This window comes from Streptomyces sp. NPDC006435, from assembly GCF_040612315.1.
In the GTDB taxonomy this organism is placed as follows: domain Bacteria; phylum Actinomycetota; class Actinomycetes; order Streptomycetales; family Streptomycetaceae; genus Streptomyces.
This window is the reverse complement of record NZ_JBEXPY010000017.1, coordinates 20,372-39,648: the sequence shown is the minus strand read 5'-3', so window position 1 is coordinate 39,648 and position 19,277 is coordinate 20,372. Positions and strand designations below refer to the sequence as shown.

Genomic DNA, 19,277 nt, shown 5'->3' with positions numbered 1-19,277 from the left:
GGGGCACTAGATTGATGACTTCGGGCGCCCGCGCCCGGAGTTACCGGTCGGAGCTGGTCAGGGGACGAGGGACAGCAGATGGACACCGAGGGCACGTACGGCTCGCGCGACACCCGCTCCGGCCATCCGGTGCCGCGCCCGGCCGGCCCGCCACCGCCCGAACTGCCGCCGAGGCCCGGCCACGCCCCCTCCGCCGGCCCCTCCCTCGGGGACTGGATCCGCACCCCGCGCGCGGCGGCCGAGCCCGGCCTGTGGCGGTTCGGCCACCGGCCCCGGCCCGAGGCCGACCCCGACCGGGTGCCCGACCGGTCCCTGATCAGCGGCGCGGTGGTGGCGCTGCTCGCCGCCCTGCTGGTCTGGTCGCTCTGGCGCAACGGCTACGTGCCCCACAGCCGCATCCTGCTGGAACTGGTCACCCCCTCCGACTGGTGGGGGCTCGAACGCCCCATGTCGGCCGTGACCGCGCTCGCCGTCTACAACAGCCTGGTCGCCGTCCTGGTGATCTGGGGCTTCGGCCGTCTCGGCAACTGGCGCGAGGTGTTCCGCCGCTACGCCGTCGACCACCCCCTGCCGAGCCGGGTGCTGCGCACCGTGCTGACCGCCGCCGTGCTCATCTGGTGCTTCGTGAACGCCGACGACGTGCTGCCCTTCGACAACCTGGCACTGGGACTGACCCCGCACTCCTGGCTCTTCAGCGGCACCGCTGAAGAGGTGGCGGCGCAGGTGGAGACCTTCACGACCGTCTTCCACCTGACGGGCGCCGCCGTGATTCTGCTGCTGATCGGACGGGCCGCCGACTGGCCCGGGACCGTCCGCGAGCTGCGCGGCGGCCGCAGGAACGCCCCGGAGCCGGAGCGGGCACCGGCACAGGACCCGGCCGACTGGCCGCTGCTGCGCGCCGCGGGCCAGCAGGAGGCCGCCGACCGGCTGGCGGAGGAGCAGCGCGCCGGCCGCATGAACGACGTCGACTGCGTACGCATCCGGCGCGCCTGGAGTGGAGTGACGGCCGACCCCGCGCGGCTCCGCCCGTTCGTCGACGCCGTGCTCGGCCAGGGCGCGGCGGCCTGCCCGCACCCCTCGGGGGCCCGGGACCTGCCCGCCCGTTCCGCCACCCACGACCTGCTCACCTCGCAGGTCCGGCTCGGCCGCTACCCGGACCACGACCGCAGCCCGGCCGCCCGGCGGGGCGCGGGCGCCGCCGTCGACCCGGCGGTGCTGGGCGCGTCCCTGCTGGCCGTCGGACCCTTCGGCGCGGGCAAGACCGGGCGCCTGGTGCGCCCGGTCGTGGAGTCGCTCGCCCTCCAGGCCCTCGCCGGGAAGGCGGTGGTCGTGGCCGTCTGCGCGGCCGGCACCCCGCTCGGGGCCGACGAGGGCTACGACGTGGTGATCAAGCCGGGCGACCCGTCCTCCGCCCACGACCTGGACCTGTACAGCGGAACGGACGACGCCGACGAGGCCGCCGCCCTGCTCGCCGAGGCACTCGCCGGGGACCTGCCCGACGTCGACGCGCGACGGGCCACCACGGCGCTGGCCCAGCTCCTCGGCCCGTACCGGGCGGCCCACGGGCGCTTCCCCGCGGTCCCGGTGCTCCGCGAACTCCTCGACGGCTCGCCCGGGGCCCTGGCCGAGCTGCGGGCCCGGCTCGACGCCGACACGCACCGCTCCTACATCCGCGAACTCGACGGCCGGGTCCGGCAGACGGCCACCCCCGGCGACCCCGGCCTCCGGCTCGCCGAGCGGCTCGCGTCCCTGGACCGGCCGGCCTTCGCCGGCTTCTTCGACCCCGGGGCCGACCCCCGCGCCTTCTCGGCGCGCACCCTCGAACACCCGCTGCGGGTCCGCATCGACCTCCCGGAGCGCGCCCACCCGGAGGCCGCCCGCCTCCTCACCCGTCTGGTGCTCGCCCAGTTCACCGCCGGCGCGGCGGCCCGCACGAACCGCTCCCTGTTCGCCTTCCTGGCCCTGGACGACGCCACCCACACCGTCACCGCCGAGTCCGTACGGGCCGTGCAGCGGCTGCGGAGCCGCAACGCGGGGGTGCTGCTCACCCTGCGCGGGCTGGACGACGTCCCCGAGGGCCTGCACACGACGCTGCTGGGCTCCTTCGGCTGCCACATGGCCTTCTCCGGCGTCACCACCTGGGACGGGCGGCTCTTCGCGCAGGCGTGGGGCACCGAGTGGGTGGAGACCACCGAGGTCGCCAAGCACACGGTCTTCGCCGACCAGCCGCTCACCCGGGCCGTGCACGCCCTGCGCAAGCTCGTCACGGGCAAGGCGGTGACCACCGACGCGGTCACCGTCCGCCAGGTCGAGCGGGAGCGCTGGTCGGCCTCCGAGCTGGCCCGCCAGGTGCCCGCCGGGCACGCGGTCCTCTCCCTGACGACGGTCGACAACGAGCACGCGCCGCCCCTGCTGGTGGACCTGAACGGCTGAGGGGGCGCCGGGCGCGGGGTCCGTCGGAATGACCATGACGGACCCCGCCGCCATGGTCATGGCGGACCCTGCCGCTCTGGCAGAATTGACGGGAGTCGTTCATACGGGACGGCGAAAACCGACTCCCCGAGGTCCCGCGCTTCCCATGCCCCTCACTCTCGCCTCGCTCGTCCAGCACTCCGCGCTCAGACTCACGGTGCGCGCGGGTGCGGACCGGCTCGACGTGCCCGTCCGCTGGGCGCACGCCAGCGAGCTGACCGACCCCGTCCCGTACATGGAGGGCGGCGAGTTCCTGCTCGTCACCGCCACCAACCTCGACGCCGAGAACCCCGAGGCGATGCGGCGTTACGTACGGCGGCTGGCCGGGGCCGGGGTCGTCGGCCTGGGCTTCGCCGTCGGCGTCAACTACGACGAGGTGCCCCGCGCGCTGATCGACGCCGCCGCGGAGGCCGGGTTCCCGCTGCTCGAAGTGCCCCGCCGCACCCCGTTCATCGCCATCGCCAAGGCCGTGTCCTCGACGATCGCCGAGGAGCAGTACCGGGCCGTGACGGCCGGGTTCGAGGTCCAGCGGGAACTGACCAGGGCCGCGCTCTCGGGCGACGGACCCGGCGAACTCCTCGGCCGTCTCGCCGCCCACCTCGACGGCTGGGCAGCGCTGTACGACGCGGCGGGCCAGGTCGTCGCCGCGGCCCCCGAATGGGCCGCCCGCCGGGCCGCCCGGCTCACCCCCGACGTGGAACGGCTGCGGGACCGTCCCGCCCCGGCCAGCATGGTCGTCGGCGGCGCCGAGGACCGGGTCGAGCTCCAGTCCCTGGGCACCGGCCGCCGGGTCGGGGGAGCACTGGCCGTCGGCACCGACGCGGCGCTCGGCACCGCCGGACGGTACGCCGTGCACTCCGCCGTCGCCCTGCTGACCCTGACCACCGCCCGCTCCCGGTCCCTCCAGGGCGCCGAGCAGCGCCTCGGCGCCGCGGTGCTGCGGATGCTGCTGGCCGGTCAGCCGGACCACGCGCGGGCGGTCGCGGGGGACCTGTACGGGGACCTCCTCGACGCCCCGTTCCGGCTGCTCATCGCGGAGGCGTCCGACCCCGCGGTTCCGGCGGCGCTCGGCGAGGCGATGGAGGCGGCGGCCTTCCGGACCGGGGAGGCCCTGCTCGCCGTCCCCGAGGGCGACCGGCTCGTCGTCCTCGCCGCGGACGGCGGCGCCGCGGTCGCGGCCTGCGCCGCCCGCGCGGAGGCACAGGAGGCGCGGACCCCCGCCGAAGGGGGCACGGAGGAGGGCCGGGTGGTCGTGGGCCTCTCCGCACCGGCGGGCCCGATCGCCGTCTCCGCCGCGTACAAGCAGGCCGAACAGGCCCTGTCGGTGGCCCGGCGCCGGGGCAGGGCACTGGTCGAGCACGAGGAGCTCGCGGCCGGCTCGGTGCTCCCGCTGCTCGCCGACGACGCGGTACGGGCCTTCGCCGACGGGATGCTCCGGGCCCTGCGCGAGCACGACGCCAAGGGGCGCGGCGACCTGGTGGCCTCGCTGCGCGCCTGGCTCGCCCACCACGGGCAGTGGGACGCGGCGGCGGTGGACCTGGGCGTGCACCGGCACACCCTGCGTTACCGGATGCGCCGGGTGGAGGAGATCCTGGGCCGTTCGCTGGACGACGCGGACGTCCGGATGGAGCTGTGGCTGGCCCTGAAGGCCACGAGCAACCCGCCGCCCCCGGAGTCGTGACCGCGCCGGAGGACACGCGCGGGCGCCCCCGGCCGGAGCCGAACGTTCCACGCCGGGTCCCGTCGCGTCCGCGCAGGCCCGTCGCATCCGTGCCCGCCGCGTCCGCGCCCGGTCCCGTCACGTCCGCGTCCGTACCCGCCGCATCGGACAAAGCGGCGTGCCCCCGACACGTACTGCTCCACGCCGGACAAACGCCAGGCGCGCCCTCCGGCCCTACGGTGGGGACAGCACACCCCCACGACTCCGAAGGGCCGGACCTCCATGACTTCCACCCACGCCTTCTGGCTCGCCGGCCGCCAGGCCACCGGTGAGGACAGCTTCGACGTCACCAACTCCTGGGACGGCCGTCTCGTCGGCACCGTCAGCGTGCCGACCGACGCCCAGATCGAGGAGGCCGTCGCGGCCGCGCACGCCGTGCGCGAGGAGTTCGCCGCGACCCCGGCCCACGTCCGGGCCGCCGCCCTCGACCACGTCGTACGGCGCCTGGTGGAGCGCACCGAGGAGATCGCCCAGCTGATCTCCGCCGAGAACGGCAAGCCCATCAAGTGGGCCCGCGGCGAGGTCGGCCGTGCCGTCTCCGTGTTCCGGTTCGCCGCCGAGGAGGCCCGCCGCTTCAACGGCGGCGACGCCCAGCGCCTGGACACCGACGCCGGCGGCACCGGCCGCCTCGGCCTGACCCGGCGCTTCCCGCGCGGCACGGTCCTCGGCATCGCGCCGTTCAACTTCCCGCTGAACCTGAGCGCCCACAAGGTGGCCCCGGCCATCGCCGTCGGCGCCCCGATCATCCTGAAGCCCGCACCGGCCACCCCGATCTCCTCGCTGATCCTGGGCGAGATCCTGGCCGAGACCGACCTGCCGGCCGGCTCGTGGTCCGTGCTGACGGTCCCCAACGACCGCATGCCCGCCCTGGTCCAGGACGAGCGCCTGCCCGTCATCTCCTTCACGGGTTCCGGCCCGGTCGGCTACTCGATCATGGAGTCGGTGCCGCGCAAGCACTGCACCCTGGAGCTCGGCGGCAACGCCGCTGCGGTCGTCCTCGGCGACTACGCCTCCGAGGAGGACCTGGACTGGGCCGCGACCCGCATCGCGACCTTCTCCAACTACCAGGGCGGCCAGTCCTGCATCTCGGTGCAGCGGGTCATCGTGGACGCCGCGGTCCACGACCGGCTGCTCCCGAAGATCGTCGCCGCCGTCGAGGCCCAGGTCACCGGCGACCCGTCGGACCCCGCCACCGAGGTCGGCCCGCTGGTCAGCGAGGACGCCGCCAAGCGCGTCGAGTCCTGGGTCGACGAGGCCGTGCAGGCCGGCGCCCAGCTGCTCACCGGCGGCAAGCGGGACGGCGCCACCTACGCGCCCACCGTGCTCACCGAGCTCCCGGACGGCGTCACCCTCTCCTGCGAGGAGGTCTTCGGACCGGTGCTCTCCGTGCAGAAGGTCGACGGCGAGGCCGAGGCGTTCGAGGCCGTCAACTCCTCCAAGTACGGCCTGCAGGCAGGGGTGTTCACGCACGACCTGCAGACCGCCTTCCGCGCCCACCGCGCCCTGGAGGTCGGCGGCGTGATCATCGGCGACGTCCCCTCCTACCGCGCGGACCAGATGCCGTACGGCGGTGCCAAGCAGTCCGGCGTCGGCCGCGAGGGCGTCCGCTACGCCATGGACGACTACACCTACGAGCGGGTCCTGGTCCTCACCGGCCTCGCCCTGTAGTCCACGATCGGCCACGAGCCGATCCACCGTCGTCGCCCGCGTCCGCCTGGACAGCACGCGGGCGACCACGGAACGGCCGGAGCCCGACTGTGCGGGGGCTCCGGCCGTCCCGGTTCTCCACCCCGTTCCACCGCCCCGCCGCGGCCGCCACCGCGGGCGGGTCAGTGGAGTGGCGCCCGACCCGATCGGTACCCGGGCGATGGCGGGCCCGCCGGGAGTCGGGTACACACGGACGAGTAGAGCCGGCCGGTGACGCCGGGCGGGCGCACGGACGCGCCCCGCGCGGACCGGCCCCGTCCCCCCACCCGCGAAGCGGCGAGGTGAGCTCCTCATGTCCGCACCATCCGCATCCTCCTCATCGTCCGCGTCGAAGGACGCGCCCGGCGTCACCGAGCGCGAAGCGCGCCGGGTGGCCGAGGCGGCGCGCGAACAGGACTGGCACAAGCCCAGCTTCGCCAAGGAACTGTTCCTCGGCCGCTTCCGGCTCGATCTGATCCACCCGCACCCGATGCCGCCCCCGGACGACGTCCGGCGCGGCGAGGCGTTCCTCGACCGGCTGCGCGAGTTCTGCGAGACCCGGATCGACGCCGCCCGCATCGAGCGCGAGGCCCGCATCCCGGACGAGGTGATCAACGGCCTCAAGGAACTCGGCGCACTCGGGATGAAGATCGACCCGAAGTACGGCGGGCTCGGCCTGACCCAGGTGTACTACAACAAGGCCCTCGCCCTGGTCGGCTCCGCGAACCCGGCGATCGGCGCGCTGCTCTCCGCCCACCAGTCCATCGGCGTGCCCCAGCCGCTGAAGCTCTTCGGCAGCCAGGAGCAGAAGGACGCCTTCCTGCCCCGGCTGGCCCGCAGCGACATCTCGGCGTTCCTCCTCACCGAGCCGGACGTCGGCTCCGACCCGGCCCGGCTCGCCACCTCGGCCGTCCCGGACGGACCCGACCACTACGTCCTGGACGGGGTGAAGCTCTGGACGACCAACGGCGTCATCGCCGACCTGCTCGTCGTGATGGCCCGGGTGCCGGAGTCGGAGGGGCACAAGGGCGGCATCACGGCCTTCGTCGTCGAGGCGGACTCCCCGGGCATCACCGTCGAGAACCGCAACGCCTTCATGGGCCTGCGCGGCCTGGAGAACGGCGTCACCCGCTTCCACCGCGTCCGGGTCCCCGCAGCGAACCGCATCGGCCCCGAGGGAGCCGGACTCAGGATCGCCCTCACCACGCTCAACACCGGACGGCTCTCCCTGCCCGCCATGTGCGTCGGCGCCGGCAAATGGTGTCTGAAAATCGCTCGTCAGTGGTCCTCGCGGCGCGAGCAGTGGGGCAGGCCGGTCGCCCGGCACGAGGCGGTCGGCGCCAAGATCTCCTTCATCGCCGCGACCACCTTCGCCCTCGAAGCGGTGGTGGACCTCGCCTCCCAGATGGCGGACGAGGACCGCAACGACATCCGCATCGAGGCGGCCCTCGCCAAGCTGTACGGCTCCGAGATGGGCTGCCTGATGGCCGACGAACTGGTCCAGATCCGGGGCGGACGCGGCTTCGAGACCGCCGACTCCCTCGCCGCCCGCGGCGAACGGGCCGTGCCCGCCGAGCAGTTGCTGCGCGATCTGCGGATCAACCGGATCTTCGAGGGCTCGACCGAGATCATGCACCTGCTGATCGCCCGGGAGGCCGTCGATGCCCACCTGAAGGTCGCCGGGGACATCATCGACCCCGACAAATCCCTCTCGGCGAAGGCGCGGGCCGGGGCGAACGCGGCCGGCTTCTACGCCCGCTGGCTGCCGGGCCTCGTCACCGGACCCGGCCAACTCCCGGGCACGTACGCCGAGTTCAACCCGGCCGGTCATCCGGACCTGTCCGCCCACCTGCGCTACGTCGAACGATCCGCCCGCAAGCTGGCCCGCGCCACCTTCTACGCCATGTCGCGCTGGCAGGGCCGGATGGAGACCAAACAGGGCTTCCTCGGCCGGATCGTCGACATCGGCGCGGAACTCTTCGCGATGAGCGCCGCGTGCGTCCGCGCCGAACTGCTGCGCTCCTCGGGCGAACACGGCCGCGAGGCGTACCGGCTGGCCGACGTGTTCTGTCACCAGTCCCGGGTCCGGACCGAGGAACTCTTCACCCGCCTGTGGTCCAACACCGACGACCTCGACCGGCGCCTGGTCGACGGCGTCCTGTCCGGCGCGTACACCTGGCTGGAGGAAGGCGTCGTCGACCCCAGCGGCGAAGGACCCTGGATCGCCGACACCGCACCGGGGCCGAGCGTCCGGGACGACGTCCGCCGCACCATCCGCTGAACCACCCGCGGTACGGGGCCCGTCCACGCACCGGACAGGCCCCGTACGGCCGCTCACGGTGCGGCAGGATGACCGGTCGTGACCGTCATTCACCTCCCCGGCTCCAAGTCCGTCACCGCGCGCGCCCTCTTCCTGGCCGCCGCCGCGGACGGCACCAGCACCCTCGTACGGCCCCTGCGCTCGGACGACACCGAGGGCTTCGCCGAAGGGCTCACCCGCCTCGGCTACCGGATCACGCAGGAGGCGGACCGCTGGCACATCGAGGGCCGCCCGGCCGGCCCCGCCGTCACCGACGCCGACGTCCACTGCCGCGACGGCGCCACCACGGCCCGCTTCCTGCCGACCCTGGCCGCCGCCGCGGCCTGCGGCACCTACCGCTTCGACGCCTCCGCCCAGATGCGCCGCCGCCCCCTCGCCCCGCTCACCGGGGCACTGCGCGCACTCGGCGTCGACCTGCGCCACGGCGGGGCCGAGGGGCACCACCCGCTGCGGATCGAGGCGCACGGCATCGAGGGCGGCGGGATCACCCTGGACGCGGGGGAGTCCTCGCAGTACCTCACCGCACTGCTGATGCTCGGCCCGCTGACCGGGAACGGGCTGCGGATCACCGTCACCGACCTGGTCTCCGCCCCGTACGTCGAGATCACCCTCGCGATGATGCGCGACTTCGGCGTCGAGGTCGTCCGGGACGGCGACGTCTTCACCGTGCCGCCCGGCGGCTACCGGGCCACCACGTACACGGTCGAACCCGACGCCTCCACCGCCAGCTACTTCTTCGCCGCGGCGGCCCTCACCGGCCGCGAGGTCACCGTCCCCGGGCTCGGCACCGACGCGCTCCAGGGCGACCTGCGGTTCGTCGACGTACTGCGCCGCATGGGCGCCGACGTGCGGGTCACGAAGGAGTCCACCACCGTCCGCTCCGACGGCAGGCTCTCGGGCGTCACGGTCAACATGCGCGACATCTCCGACACCATGCCGACCCTGGCCGCACTCGCCCCCTTCGCCTCGGGCCCGGTACGCATCGAGGACGTGGGCAACACCCGGGTGAAGGAGTGCGACCGGCTGGAGGCCTGCGCCCAGAACCTGCGACGGATGGACATCACGGCCGAGACCGGGCCGGACTGGATCGAGATCCGGCCGGGCACTCCCCGCCCCACCGAGATCGCCACCCACGGCGACCACCGCATCGTCATGTCGTTCGCCGTCGCGGGACTGCGGGTGCCGGGCATCACGTTCGACGACCCCGGATGTGTCCGGAAGACGTTCCCCGGGTTCCACGAGGCGTTCGCCGAGTTCGTCGGAGCCATGAACCACCAGACCGTCTGACCGCGGACCACCGGACCGTCCGGCCACGGACTACTGGACCGTCCGGCCACGGGCCACCGGACCGCCCGGCCGCGGACCACCGGACAGCGCGACCACGGACCGGGGCCGGGCACGACCCGGCCCCGGTCCGTGGCCGGCGGGCGACATGGCCGGATGACCGCGAACGTCCCGGTACGGGAGGCCCCGTGCGGTCACCGGCCGGCAAGCCCGGGACCGGGCGACCGGGACGCACTGTCCACGTCGGCGGGGGATGCGGCAAGAATGGGGGGCATGAGCGACAGCCCTGCCCCCCTCGCCGACCCGCACCTCGTCTTCGACGCAGCGGAAGGCCGCCGGGATCTCGTCATCCTCGGCTCCACCGGTTCCATCGGCACCCAGGCCATCGACCTGGTGCTGCGCAACCCCGACCGCTTCCGCGTCACCGGGCTCTCCGCCGCCGGCGGGCGGGTCGCCCTCCTCGCGGAGCAGGCGCGGCAACTGCGGGTGCGCACCGTGGCCGTCGCCGTCGAGGACGCCGTACCGGCACTCCGCGACGCGCTGCGCGAGCAGTACGGGCCGGGCGAACCGCTCCCCGAGATCCTGGCGGGCCCCGAGGCCGCCGCCCAGCTCGCCGCGAGCGACTGTCACACCGTGCTCAACGGCATCACCGGATCGATCGGGCTCGCCCCCACCCTCGCCGCGCTGGAAGCCGGCCGCACCCTCGCCCTGGCCAACAAGGAGTCGCTGATCGTCGGCGGCCCGCTGGTCAAGGCGCTGGCGAAGCCCGGACAGATCATCCCGGTCGACTCCGAGCACGCCGCGCTCTTCCAGGCACTGTGCGCCGGGACCCGCGCCGACGTCCGCAAGCTCGTCGTCACCGCGTCCGGCGGCCCCTTCCGCGGCCGGACCCGGGACGAACTGGCCGGCGTCACCCGTGAACAGGCCCTCGCCCACCCGACCTGGGCCATGGGACCGGTCATCACGATCAACTCCGCCACGCTCGTCAACAAGGGGCTGGAGGTCATCGAGGCCCACCTCCTCTACGACATCCCGTTCGACCGGATCGAGGTCGTCGTCCACCCCCAGTCGTACGTTCACTCCATGGTGGAGTTCACCGACGGCTCCACCCTCGCCCAGGCCACGCCCCCCGACATGTGCGGCCCGATCGCCATCGGTCTCGGCTGGCCCGCCCGCATCCCGGACGCCGCCCCCGCGTTCGACTGGTCGAAGGCGTCCACCTGGGAGTTCTTCCCCCTGGACGACGAGGCCTTCCCCTCCGTGGGACTGGCCAGACACGTCGGCACACTCGGCGCCACCGCCCCGGCCGTCTTCAACGCCGCGAACGAGGAGTGCGTCGACGCATTCCTCGCGGGACGGCTGCCGTTCAACGGAATCATGGATACGGTCACGGCGGTGGTGGCCGAACACGGCACCCCCGCCACGGGAACTTCGCTCACGGTCGCAGACGTCCTCGAAGCGGAGACCTGGGCCCGCGTCCGGGCCCGTGAACTCTCGGCGAAAGCGACAGCGGAGGCGCGCGCATGAGCATTACGACGGTCCTGTTGACGATTCTGGGCATCGCCGTCTTCGTCATCGGCCTGCTGTTCTCGATCGCGTGGCACGAACTCGGGCACCTGTCGACCGCGAAGCTCTTCGGCATCCGCGTCCCCCAGTACATGGTCGGTTTCGGACCGACGATCTGGTCGCGGAAGAAGGGCGACACCGAGTACGGCATCAAGGCCATCCCGGCCGGCGGCTACATCCGCATGATCGGCATGTTCCCGCCGGGCGAGGACGGGCGCCTGGAGGCGCGCTCCACGTCGCCGTGGCGCGGCATGATCGAGGACGCCAGGTCCGCCGCCTACGAAGAACTCGAACCCGGCGACGAGAAGCGCCTCTTCTACACGCGCAAGCCGTGGAAGCGCGTCATCGTGATGTTCGCCGGACCGTTCATGAACCTGGTCCTCGCCGTCGCGATCTTCCTCGGCGTGGCGATGACCTTCGGCTTCCAGACCCAGACCACCGAGGTCGCGGGCGTCCAGAAGTGCGTGATCGCCCAGAGCGAGAACCGCGACACCTGCAAGAAGTCCGACCCGGTCTCGCCCGCGAAGGCGGCGGGACTGGAGGAGGGCGACAAGATCGTCGCCTTCAACGGCCAGAAGGTCGCCGACTGGGACACGCTCTCCGGCAAGATCCGCGACACCATCGGCCCCGCCACCATCACCGTCCTGCGCGACGGCCAGGAGAAGACCCTCCACGCCGTGCTCAAGGAGAACGCGGTGGCGAAGAAGGACTCCAGGGGCGAGGTGATCCCCGACGAGTACGTGAAGGCCGGCTACCTCGGCTTCGCCGCCCAGACCGAGATCGTCCCGCTCTCCTTCGGCGACTCGGTGGTCCGGATGGGAGACATGATCGAGAACGGCGTCGACTCGATCATCGCCCTCCCGTCCAAGATCCCGGACCTGTGGGACGCCGCCTTCGGCGACGGCGAACGGGCGGCGGACTCCCCGGTCGGCGTGGTCGGCGCGGCCAGGATCGGCGGCGAGGTGATGACGCTGGACGTACCGGCGCAGAACCAGATCGCGATGATGCTGTTCCTGCTGGCCGGTTTCAATCTCTCGCTGTTCCTCTTCAACATGCTGCCCCTGCTGCCGCTCGACGGCGGGCACATCGCCGGGGCGCTCTGGGAATCCCTGCGCCGCAACGTGGCCAGGGTCTTCCGGCGCCCCGACCCCGGCCCGTTCGACGTGGCCAAGCTGATGCCGGTCGCCTATGTCGTCGCCGGCGTCTTCATCTGCTTCACGCTGCTGGTGCTGGTGGCCGACATCGTGAACCCGGTCAAGATCTCCTGACCACCGCCCGCCCCGTGCACGGCGGGTGACGGCCCGGCACACAGCGTGTGCCGGGCCGCTCCATTCGGTGCTGCACCTTCGGGCAGGGTGTGCTCGGGGCCGCCGCCGGTGCCGTAACCTCGAAGGCCGGAGCCCGCCGATCTCGGGACCTCGATCCACACCTTGGGGATGCTCAGCGCATGACTGCGATTTCTCTCGGAATTCCGTCCGTTCCGACCAAGCTCGCCGACCGGAGGGTCAGCCGCAAGATCCAGGTCGGGTCGGTTGCGGTGGGCGGGGACGCGCCGGTGTCGGTGCAGTCGATGACCACGACGCGCACCTCCGACATCGGTGCGACGCTGCAGCAGATCGCGGAGCTGACGGCGTCGGGCTGTCAGATCGTCCGCGTGGCGTGTCCGACGCAGGACGACGCGGACGCACTGGCGACGATCGCGAAGAAGTCGCAGATCCCGGTGATCGCGGACATCCACTTCCAGCCGAAGTACGTGTTCGCGGCGATCGACGCGGGCTGCGCGGCGGTGCGGGTGAACCCCGGGAACATCAAGCAGTTCGACGACAAGGTCAAGGAGATCGCGCGGGCCGCGGGCGAGGCCGGCACCCCGATCCGCATCGGCGTGAACGCGGGCTCGCTGGACGCGCGGCTGCTGGCCAAGTACGGCAAGGCGACCCCGGAGGCGCTGGTGGAGTCGGCGCTGTGGGAGGCGTCGCTGTTCGAGGAGCACGGCTTCCGGGACATCAAGATCTCCGTGAAGCACAACGACCCGGTCGTGATGGTCAACGCCTACCGGCAGCTGGCCGAGCGCTGCGACTACCCCCTGCACCTGGGCGTGACGGAGGCCGGGCCGGCCTTCCAGGGCACGATCAAGTCGGCGGTGGCCTTCGGCGCGCTGCTGTCGGAGGGCATCGGGGACACCATCCGGGTCTCGCTGTCCGCGCCGCCGGCCGAGGAGGTCAAGGTCGGCATCCAGATCCTGGAATCGCTGAACCTGCGCCAGAGGCGGCTGGAGATCGTGTCGTGCCCGTCGTGCGGGCGGGCCCAGGTGGACGTGTACAAGCTGGCCGACCAGGTGACGGCGGGGCTGGAGGGCATGGAGGTCCCGTTGCGGGTGGCCGTGATGGGCTGTGTCGTCAACGGCCCCGGCGAGGCCCGTGAGGCGGACCTGGGAGTGGCCTCGGGCAACGGCAAGGGACAGATCTTCGTGAAGGGCGAGGTCATCAAGACCGTGCCCGAGTCGAAGATCGTCGAGACGCTGATCGAGGAAGCCCTGAAGATCGCCGAGCAGATGGAGAAGGACGGCGTCGCCTCGGGCGAGCCCGAGGTCTCCGTCAGCTGAACCGGCCTCCGGCCCCGGCCGGACCGCACGACAATCCCACGGCGCCCCGCCGGACGACCCCGTCCGGCGGGGCGCCGTCGTGAGCGACCTCACGGTGCGCCCGGAAAGCCGATCACGAGCACGAGCGGCGCAGATGAGCCTCTTTGGGTACAGTGCGGAAATCAGCAGACCGTATGGTGAGGCCCCCTCGTGTTGACGCAGACCACCACCCGGGTCCTCGAACCCAGCGACCTCGGTGCCGCTCTCGCCGTCCTGGAGAGCGAGCCCGTCGCCAACGCCTTCGTCACGTCCCGGGTCCAGATCGCAGGTCTCGATCCCTGGCGCCTGGGCGGCGAGATGTGGGGCTGGTACGCCGACGGACGACTGCGCTCGCTCTGCTACTCGGGCGCCAACCTCGTCCCCATCTGCGCCGGACCCGAGGCCGTCCGGGCCTTCGCCGACCGGGCCCGCCGGGCCGGCCGCCGCTGCTCCTCCATCGTCGGCCCCGCGGAACCCACCGCCCAGCTGTGGCGGCTGCTCGAACCCGGCTGGGGACCGGCCCGCGAGGTCCGCGCCAACCAGCCGCTGATGGTCACCGAGAGCCCCTCCGCCGAGGTCGCCCCCGACCCCCTCGTCCGCCGCATCCGCAAGGACGAGATGGACGTCCTGATGCCCGCCTGCGTCGCGATGTTCACCGAGGAGGTCGGCGTCTCCCCGCTCGCGGGCGACGGCGGACTCCTCTACCAGGCACGCGTCGCCGAACTCATCGGCTCCGGACGCTCCTTCGCCCGGATCGAGGACGGCAAGGTCGTCTTCAAGGCGGAGATCGGCGCGGCGACCCCCCAGGCCTGCCAGATCCAGGGCGTCTGGGTCGCCCCCGAACACCGTGGCAAGGGCCTCTCCGAAACCGGCATGGCGGCGGTCCTGCGCTACGCCCTGGCCGACGTCGCCCCCGTCGTCAGCCTCTACGTGAACGACTACAACACCCCCGCCCGCCGCGCGTACGCCAAGGTCGGCTTCCGCGAGACCGGCGCGTTCATGAGCGTGCTGTTCTGACCGGCCCCGCCGTCCCGTACCGCACATCCCGCCGGGCCAGTAGGGTCGGTCCATGGCAGCAGTTCCCGGGGGCGCCCCCCGCATTCCCAGCGTCCGGATCGGGCCGATCGATCTCGCCGCGCGCGTGGACGAGGCGCTCGCCGTGCAGGCGGTCGCCTTCGGACTGGGCCCGGAAGAGGTCGAGGTACGACGCCACATCGTCCTCAGACACCTCGACCACCCCGAGGCCCGCGCCCTCGGCGCCACCACCCCCGGCGACCGGCTCGTCGGCTTCGTCTACGGCATGCCCAACGAACGCGGCCAGTGGTGGTCCACCGTCGTCGAGCCCTACCTCCGCGCCACCGGCTCCGCGCACTGGCTCGACGACTCCTTCGTCATCACCGAACTGCACGTCCTGCCGCAGTTCCAGAACCTCGGCATCGGCCGCACGCTGATCACCACCATCACGGACGCCGTCGACCAGCCCCGGTCCATCCTCTCCGCGATCGACACGGAGAGCCCGGCACGCGGTCTGTACCGCAGTCTCGGCTACCAGGACCTGGCCCGGCAGGTGCTCTTTCCCAGCGCTCCCAAGCCGTACGCGGTGATGGGCGCCCCGCTCCCGCTGCGCCGCGCGCACTGACCCGGAGGCCAATGGATTTCCGCCCACCCGTGCTGCCCGGCTAACCTCCTGCACATCACCCTTCCTAGCAGGAGTTCACCATGGCCCAGGTCCAGCGCATGTCCCGATTGATGATCAAGACACTGCGCGACGACCCGGCGGACGCCGAGACGCTCAACCACAAGCTGCTCGTCCGGGCCGGATACGTACGTCGCACCGCGGCCGGCATCTGGACCTGGCTGCCGCTGGGCAAGAAGGTCCTGGAGAACATCACCCGCGTCGTGCGCGAGGAGATGGACGCCATCGGCGGCCAGGAGGTCCTGCTGCCCGCCCTGCTGCCCAAGGAGTCGTACGAGGCCAGCGGCCGCTACGACGAATACGGCGATCTGCTCTTCAGGCTCCGGGACCGCAAGGGCGCCGAGTACCTCCTCGGCCCCACCCACGAGGAGATCTTCACCCAGGTCGTCAAGGATCAGATCACGTCCTACAAGGACCTGCCCGTGATCCTGTACCAGATCCAGACCAAGTACCGCGACGAGGCCCGCCCGCGCGCCGGTGTGCTGCGCGGCCGCGAGTTCCAGATGAAGGACTCGTACTCCTTCGACACCACGGACGAGGGACTGGCCGAGGCGTACGGGCTGCACCGCGCCGCCTACATCCGGATCTTCGAACGGCTCGGCCTCGACTACCGCGTCGTCTCCGCCGTCTCCGGCGCCATGGGCGGCTCGGCCTCCGAGGAGTTCCTGGCCCCCGCCCCGGCCGGCGAGGACACCTTCGTCGACTGCCCCGCCTGCGACTACGCCGCCAACACCGAGGCGGTGACCTTCGAGGCCGCCCAGGCCGACGGCTCCGCGCACGGCCCCGTCGAGGAGCTGGACACCCCCGACACCCCGACCATCGAGACCCTCGCCGCGCACCTGGGCGTCCCCGCCTCCGCGACCCTGAAGAACCTGCTGGTCAAGATCGACGGCGAGATCGTCGCGGTGGGTGTGCCCGGCGACCGCGAGGTGGACCTCGGCAAGCTGGGCGAGCACCTGGCACCCGCCGTCGTCGAGCTGGTCACCGCGGAGGACTTCGAGGGCCGCCCCGACCTGGTCCGCGGCTACGTCGGCCCGCAGGGTCTGGACAAGGTCCGCTACATCGCCGACCCGCGCATCGCCCCCGGCACCGCCTGGATCACCGGCGCCAACAAGGACGGCGTGCACGCGAAGAACGTCGTCGCCGGCCGCGACTTCGAGGTCGACGACTACCTCGACGTCGTCGTCGTCGAGGCGGGCGACCCCTGCCCCAAGTGCGGCACCGGCCTCAAGCTGGACCGCGCCATCGAGATCGGCCACATCTTCCAGCTGGGCCGCAAGTACGCGGACACCTTCCAGCTCGACGTGCTCGGCCAGAACGGCAAGCCGGTCCGGGTCACCATGGGCTCCTACGGCATCGGCGTCTCCCGCGCCGTCGCCGCGCTCGCCGAGCAGACCGCCGACGAGCAGGGGCTGTGCTGGCCCCGCGAGATCGCCCCGGCCGACGTCCACGTCGTCGCGGCGGGCAAGGCGCTCCAGACGGAGCTGGCCCTCGACGTCGCCGAGCGGCTCGGCGCCGCGGGCGTGCGGGTCATGGTCGACGACCGCGCGGGCGTCTCGCCCGGCGTGAAGTTCACCGACGCCGAGCTGATCGGCGTCCCGAAGATCCTGGTCGCCGGCCGCCGCTCGGCCGAGGGCGTCCTGGAGCTCAAGGACCGCCGCACCGGCGAGCGCGAGGAGCTCACGGTCGACGAGGCGATCGCCCGCCTCACCGCCGAGGGCTGATCCGGAAACGCACGAAGGAGGCCCCCGCGCACCGCGCGGGGGCCTCCTCGCGTCCTCCCGAAGCCTTTCGGCGCTTCCCTACAGCCAGCTCGCGAACTCCAGGGTCAGCTCGCCCTCCTGGCGGCGGCCCACGGCCATCGCCCGGGTCCCCGACTCCACCGCGCGGAACAGCGTCCAGCCGTGCAGCCGCTCCCGGTCCACGTCCAGCGAGTCGGCGAGCTTCCGGACCCGCCGCCGGGCCGTCACCGCACCGCCGGGGGACGCGATCAGGTCCTCGACCCGGTCGCGCACCAGGCGCGCCAGGTCGTAGGCCCGCTCACCGACCAGCGGCTCGGGGCCGACCGTCAGCCAGGGCGCCCGTTCCCCGGCGAGCACCTTGCTCTGGCGGAAGTTGCCGTGCAGCAGCAGGAGTTCGGGGGAGTGGGCGACCAGCTCGGCACGTGCCGCGAGCGCCGCGGAGACCAGCGGCTCCAGGGCGGGATCGGCGGCCGCGGCGGCGCGCATCGGCTCGACCCGGCGCCCGGTCCGTTCGGCGACCGTCTCGAAGCCGTGCCCGGCCGGCGGCTCGACCCACAGCCTGCGCACCGTGCCCGCCGCCTCCAGCAGCGCCTTGGCCTCCGGCAGCGAGCGCAGCGACACCTCGGGGTGCAGCCGCTCCAGCAGGAGTGCGCCGGGCCCGTCGCCGAGCAGCTGCGCCGCGCCCCAGCCGTTCCAGTGGGCCAGCGCCGCCCGCTCGGGGCCGGGAGCGGCCCCGGCCGGGGCGAGCTTCAACGCGGCCGGAGCGCCGTCGGAGCACGTCACCAGCAGCACCAGACTGCTGCGGCCCCCCGGGGCGGCGACCCGCTCCACGGTCACCCGCCGCCCGGTGGAGGTCAGCGCCTCCTCGATCAGCGCGGGGAGCCGTGCGAGCCAGTCGGCGGCTGCCGCGTCCCCGCACGACTCGCCCAGCGCCCGCACCAGACGCTGCGGCGGTTCGAAACCCATACGTGCTGTGTTCCCTTTCAGAAGTGCCTCGGTGCCTCGGTGCCTCGTGGCCCGTGTCGCGGCTCTCTCAGTGCGCCGGGGCGGCCCCGTCCCCGTCGGCGGTCCTCGCACCGGCCCCCGCCGCGGCGGTCTTCCCGGCGGCCCGCTCGGCGAGACCGGGAAAGGGTACGCCGCTGCCCCGCCAGCGGACCGCGCGCACCGCGGCCTCCCGCAGCGCGTCGGCGGCCTCCCGCCTGAGCGGCCCCTCGGCGGCCCGCACCAGGTCGGAGTACACGTTCGCGACCCGGTCCTCCAGCAGGGCGGCCAGCCGCACCGCCGCGGCCGGGTCCGCGACCGTGAACGGCAGGGCGTACGCGGCCCGCGCCGCCTCCGGCTCGCCGCCCAGGTCGCGCACGGTCCGGGCCAGCACGTCGCGCCGGGCCCGGTGCGCGTGGTGGGCCGACCGGGCCTCGGCCCGGCGCTTGCCGTCGACCCGGGCGCCGACCACCCCGTACCCGTACACCGCCGCGTGTTCGGCGGCCAGGGCCGCCTGCGCGGCCTTCAGGTCCGTGGCACTCATGACGAGGTCTCCTTGGCCAGTTCAGTCAGCAGGTAGGCGTGGGCCGCACCGGCCGCCGCCGTCGACGCCAGCAGCCGGGCCAGCTCCGGCGGGGCCTCCAGGAGGGCCGCCAGATGCGCGTCGGAAGTGCGGCGCTCCGCCGCGGCCAGCTCCTCGACCGCGGCCTTCGCACCGGTCGCGCGCGACTGCGGGGGCGTGGGCGGCTTCCCGCCGGGCACCAGCGCCCCGGCGTGCGCCCGGACGGCGTCCCGCAACGGCGAGAGCGCGGCGGCGGTGGCCGGATGGGCCTTGATCACCCGCTCGTAGTGGCCGAGCAGCTCCATGCTGCTCCGCGCGGCGTCCGCCCGGATCCTCTTCTCCGCCCGCGCCGCGGAGACCCGTTCGGCCGCGGTCGGGGCCCCGTCCCGCTCGGATTCCCTCGGGCGCCCGGAGTCGCCGCCGCAGCCGGCCAGCACCGCCCCCAGGGCGATCGCTCCCGTCGCGGTGAGCGCACCCCTGCGCGTCGTCCCGGTGCGCCGCACTTTTCTCCTTCGGGCTGGACCTGTCTTGACTGGATCTGTCCTGAAGTGATCACCGCAGGCGAGCGTACCCGCGGCGGAGGAGAGGACGGACGGCAACACCCCTCAGGACCGGATACCCTTTGACC

The 19,277-nt window shown here is 73.2% G+C and carries 14 protein-coding genes; 11 read left to right on the top strand and 3 right to left on the bottom strand.

The annotated features are described in order from the left end of the window. Positions 1 to 78: 78 nt before the first annotated feature. The 11 genes from ABZZ04_RS18305 to ABZZ04_RS18255 all read left to right on the top strand — a co-directional run bounded on the left by ABZZ04_RS18305 (position 79) and on the right by ABZZ04_RS18255 (position 17,088). Positions 79 to 2,433 carry an ATP/GTP-binding protein gene (locus ABZZ04_RS18305; RefSeq protein WP_356933237.1) on the top strand — a complete coding sequence of 785 codons (2,355 nt, stop codon included), beginning with the start codon at positions 79 to 81 and terminating at the stop codon, positions 2,431 to 2,433. A gap of 145 nt (positions 2,434 to 2,578) precedes the next feature. Next, complete coding sequence (locus ABZZ04_RS18300; RefSeq protein WP_356933236.1) at positions 2,579 to 4,153, top strand: PucR family transcriptional regulator; 1,575 nt, start codon at positions 2,579 to 2,581, stop codon at positions 4,151 to 4,153. 261 nt (positions 4,154 to 4,414) lie between these two features. Next, positions 4,415 to 5,860 (top strand): aldehyde dehydrogenase family protein, encoded by a 1,446-nt coding sequence (locus ABZZ04_RS18295; RefSeq protein WP_356933235.1) that lies wholly within the window; start codon positions 4,415 to 4,417, stop codon positions 5,858 to 5,860. Positions 5,861 to 6,191: 331 nt separating this feature from the next. Next, positions 6,192 to 8,159, top strand: coding sequence for an acyl-CoA dehydrogenase family protein (locus ABZZ04_RS18290; protein ID WP_356933234.1), 1,968 nt, complete (start codon positions 6,192 to 6,194; stop codon positions 8,157 to 8,159). 78 nt (positions 8,160 to 8,237) lie between these two features. Beyond that, entirely contained in the window at positions 8,238 to 9,485 is a 1,248-nt protein-coding gene (aroA, locus tag ABZZ04_RS18285) for a 3-phosphoshikimate 1-carboxyvinyltransferase (protein ID WP_356933233.1), read from the top strand. Positions 9,486 to 9,755: 270 nt separating this feature from the next. Further along, positions 9,756 to 11,009, top strand: a complete 1,254-nt coding sequence (dxr, locus tag ABZZ04_RS18280; RefSeq protein ID WP_356933232.1) for a 1-deoxy-D-xylulose-5-phosphate reductoisomerase — start codon at positions 9,756 to 9,758, stop codon at positions 11,007 to 11,009. Beyond that, positions 11,006 to 12,316, top strand: coding sequence for a site-2 protease family protein (locus ABZZ04_RS18275; RefSeq protein ID WP_356933231.1), 1,311 nt, complete (start codon positions 11,006 to 11,008; stop codon positions 12,314 to 12,316). The genes dxr and ABZZ04_RS18275 overlap by 4 nt, the downstream gene beginning before the upstream one ends. 179 nt (positions 12,317 to 12,495) lie before the next feature. Continuing rightward, positions 12,496 to 13,650 (top strand): flavodoxin-dependent (E)-4-hydroxy-3-methylbut-2-enyl-diphosphate synthase, encoded by a 1,155-nt coding sequence (gene ispG, locus ABZZ04_RS18270; RefSeq protein WP_356933230.1) that lies wholly within the window; start codon positions 12,496 to 12,498, stop codon positions 13,648 to 13,650. Positions 13,651 to 13,839: 189 nt separating this feature from the next. Beyond that, the gene (locus ABZZ04_RS18265) at positions 13,840 to 14,685 is read left to right on the top strand and encodes a GNAT family N-acetyltransferase (protein ID WP_356933229.1); all 846 of its coding nucleotides are present in this window, start codon (positions 13,840 to 13,842) and stop codon (positions 14,683 to 14,685) included. A gap of 52 nt (positions 14,686 to 14,737) precedes the next feature. Then, entirely contained in the window at positions 14,738 to 15,307 is a 570-nt protein-coding gene (locus ABZZ04_RS18260; RefSeq protein WP_356933228.1) for a GNAT family N-acetyltransferase, read from the top strand. A gap of 80 nt (positions 15,308 to 15,387) precedes the next feature. After that, a complete protein-coding gene (locus ABZZ04_RS18255; protein WP_356933227.1) occupies positions 15,388 to 17,088 on the top strand; it encodes a proline--tRNA ligase in 1,701 nt (566 codons plus the stop codon). 78 nt (positions 17,089 to 17,166) lie between these two features. On the opposite strand, the gene ABZZ04_RS18250 is transcribed toward ABZZ04_RS18255, so the two are convergent. The 3 genes from ABZZ04_RS18250 to ABZZ04_RS18240 all read right to left on the bottom strand — a co-directional run bounded on the left by ABZZ04_RS18250 (position 17,167) and on the right by ABZZ04_RS18240 (position 19,152). Then, positions 17,167 to 18,072: an aminoglycoside phosphotransferase family protein gene (locus ABZZ04_RS18250; RefSeq protein WP_356933226.1), complete on the bottom strand. Its 906-nt coding sequence runs from the start codon at positions 18,070 to 18,072 to the stop codon at positions 17,167 to 17,169. A gap of 67 nt (positions 18,073 to 18,139) precedes the next feature. Next, positions 18,140 to 18,631: a ferritin-like domain-containing protein gene (locus ABZZ04_RS18245; protein WP_356933225.1), complete on the bottom strand. Its 492-nt coding sequence runs from the start codon at positions 18,629 to 18,631 to the stop codon at positions 18,140 to 18,142. Beyond that, positions 18,628 to 19,152 (bottom strand): hypothetical protein, encoded by a 525-nt coding sequence (locus ABZZ04_RS18240; protein WP_356933224.1) that lies wholly within the window; start codon positions 19,150 to 19,152, stop codon positions 18,628 to 18,630. Before ABZZ04_RS18240 ends, ABZZ04_RS18245 begins: the two co-directional genes overlap by 4 nt. Positions 19,153 to 19,277 lie beyond the last annotated feature (125 nt).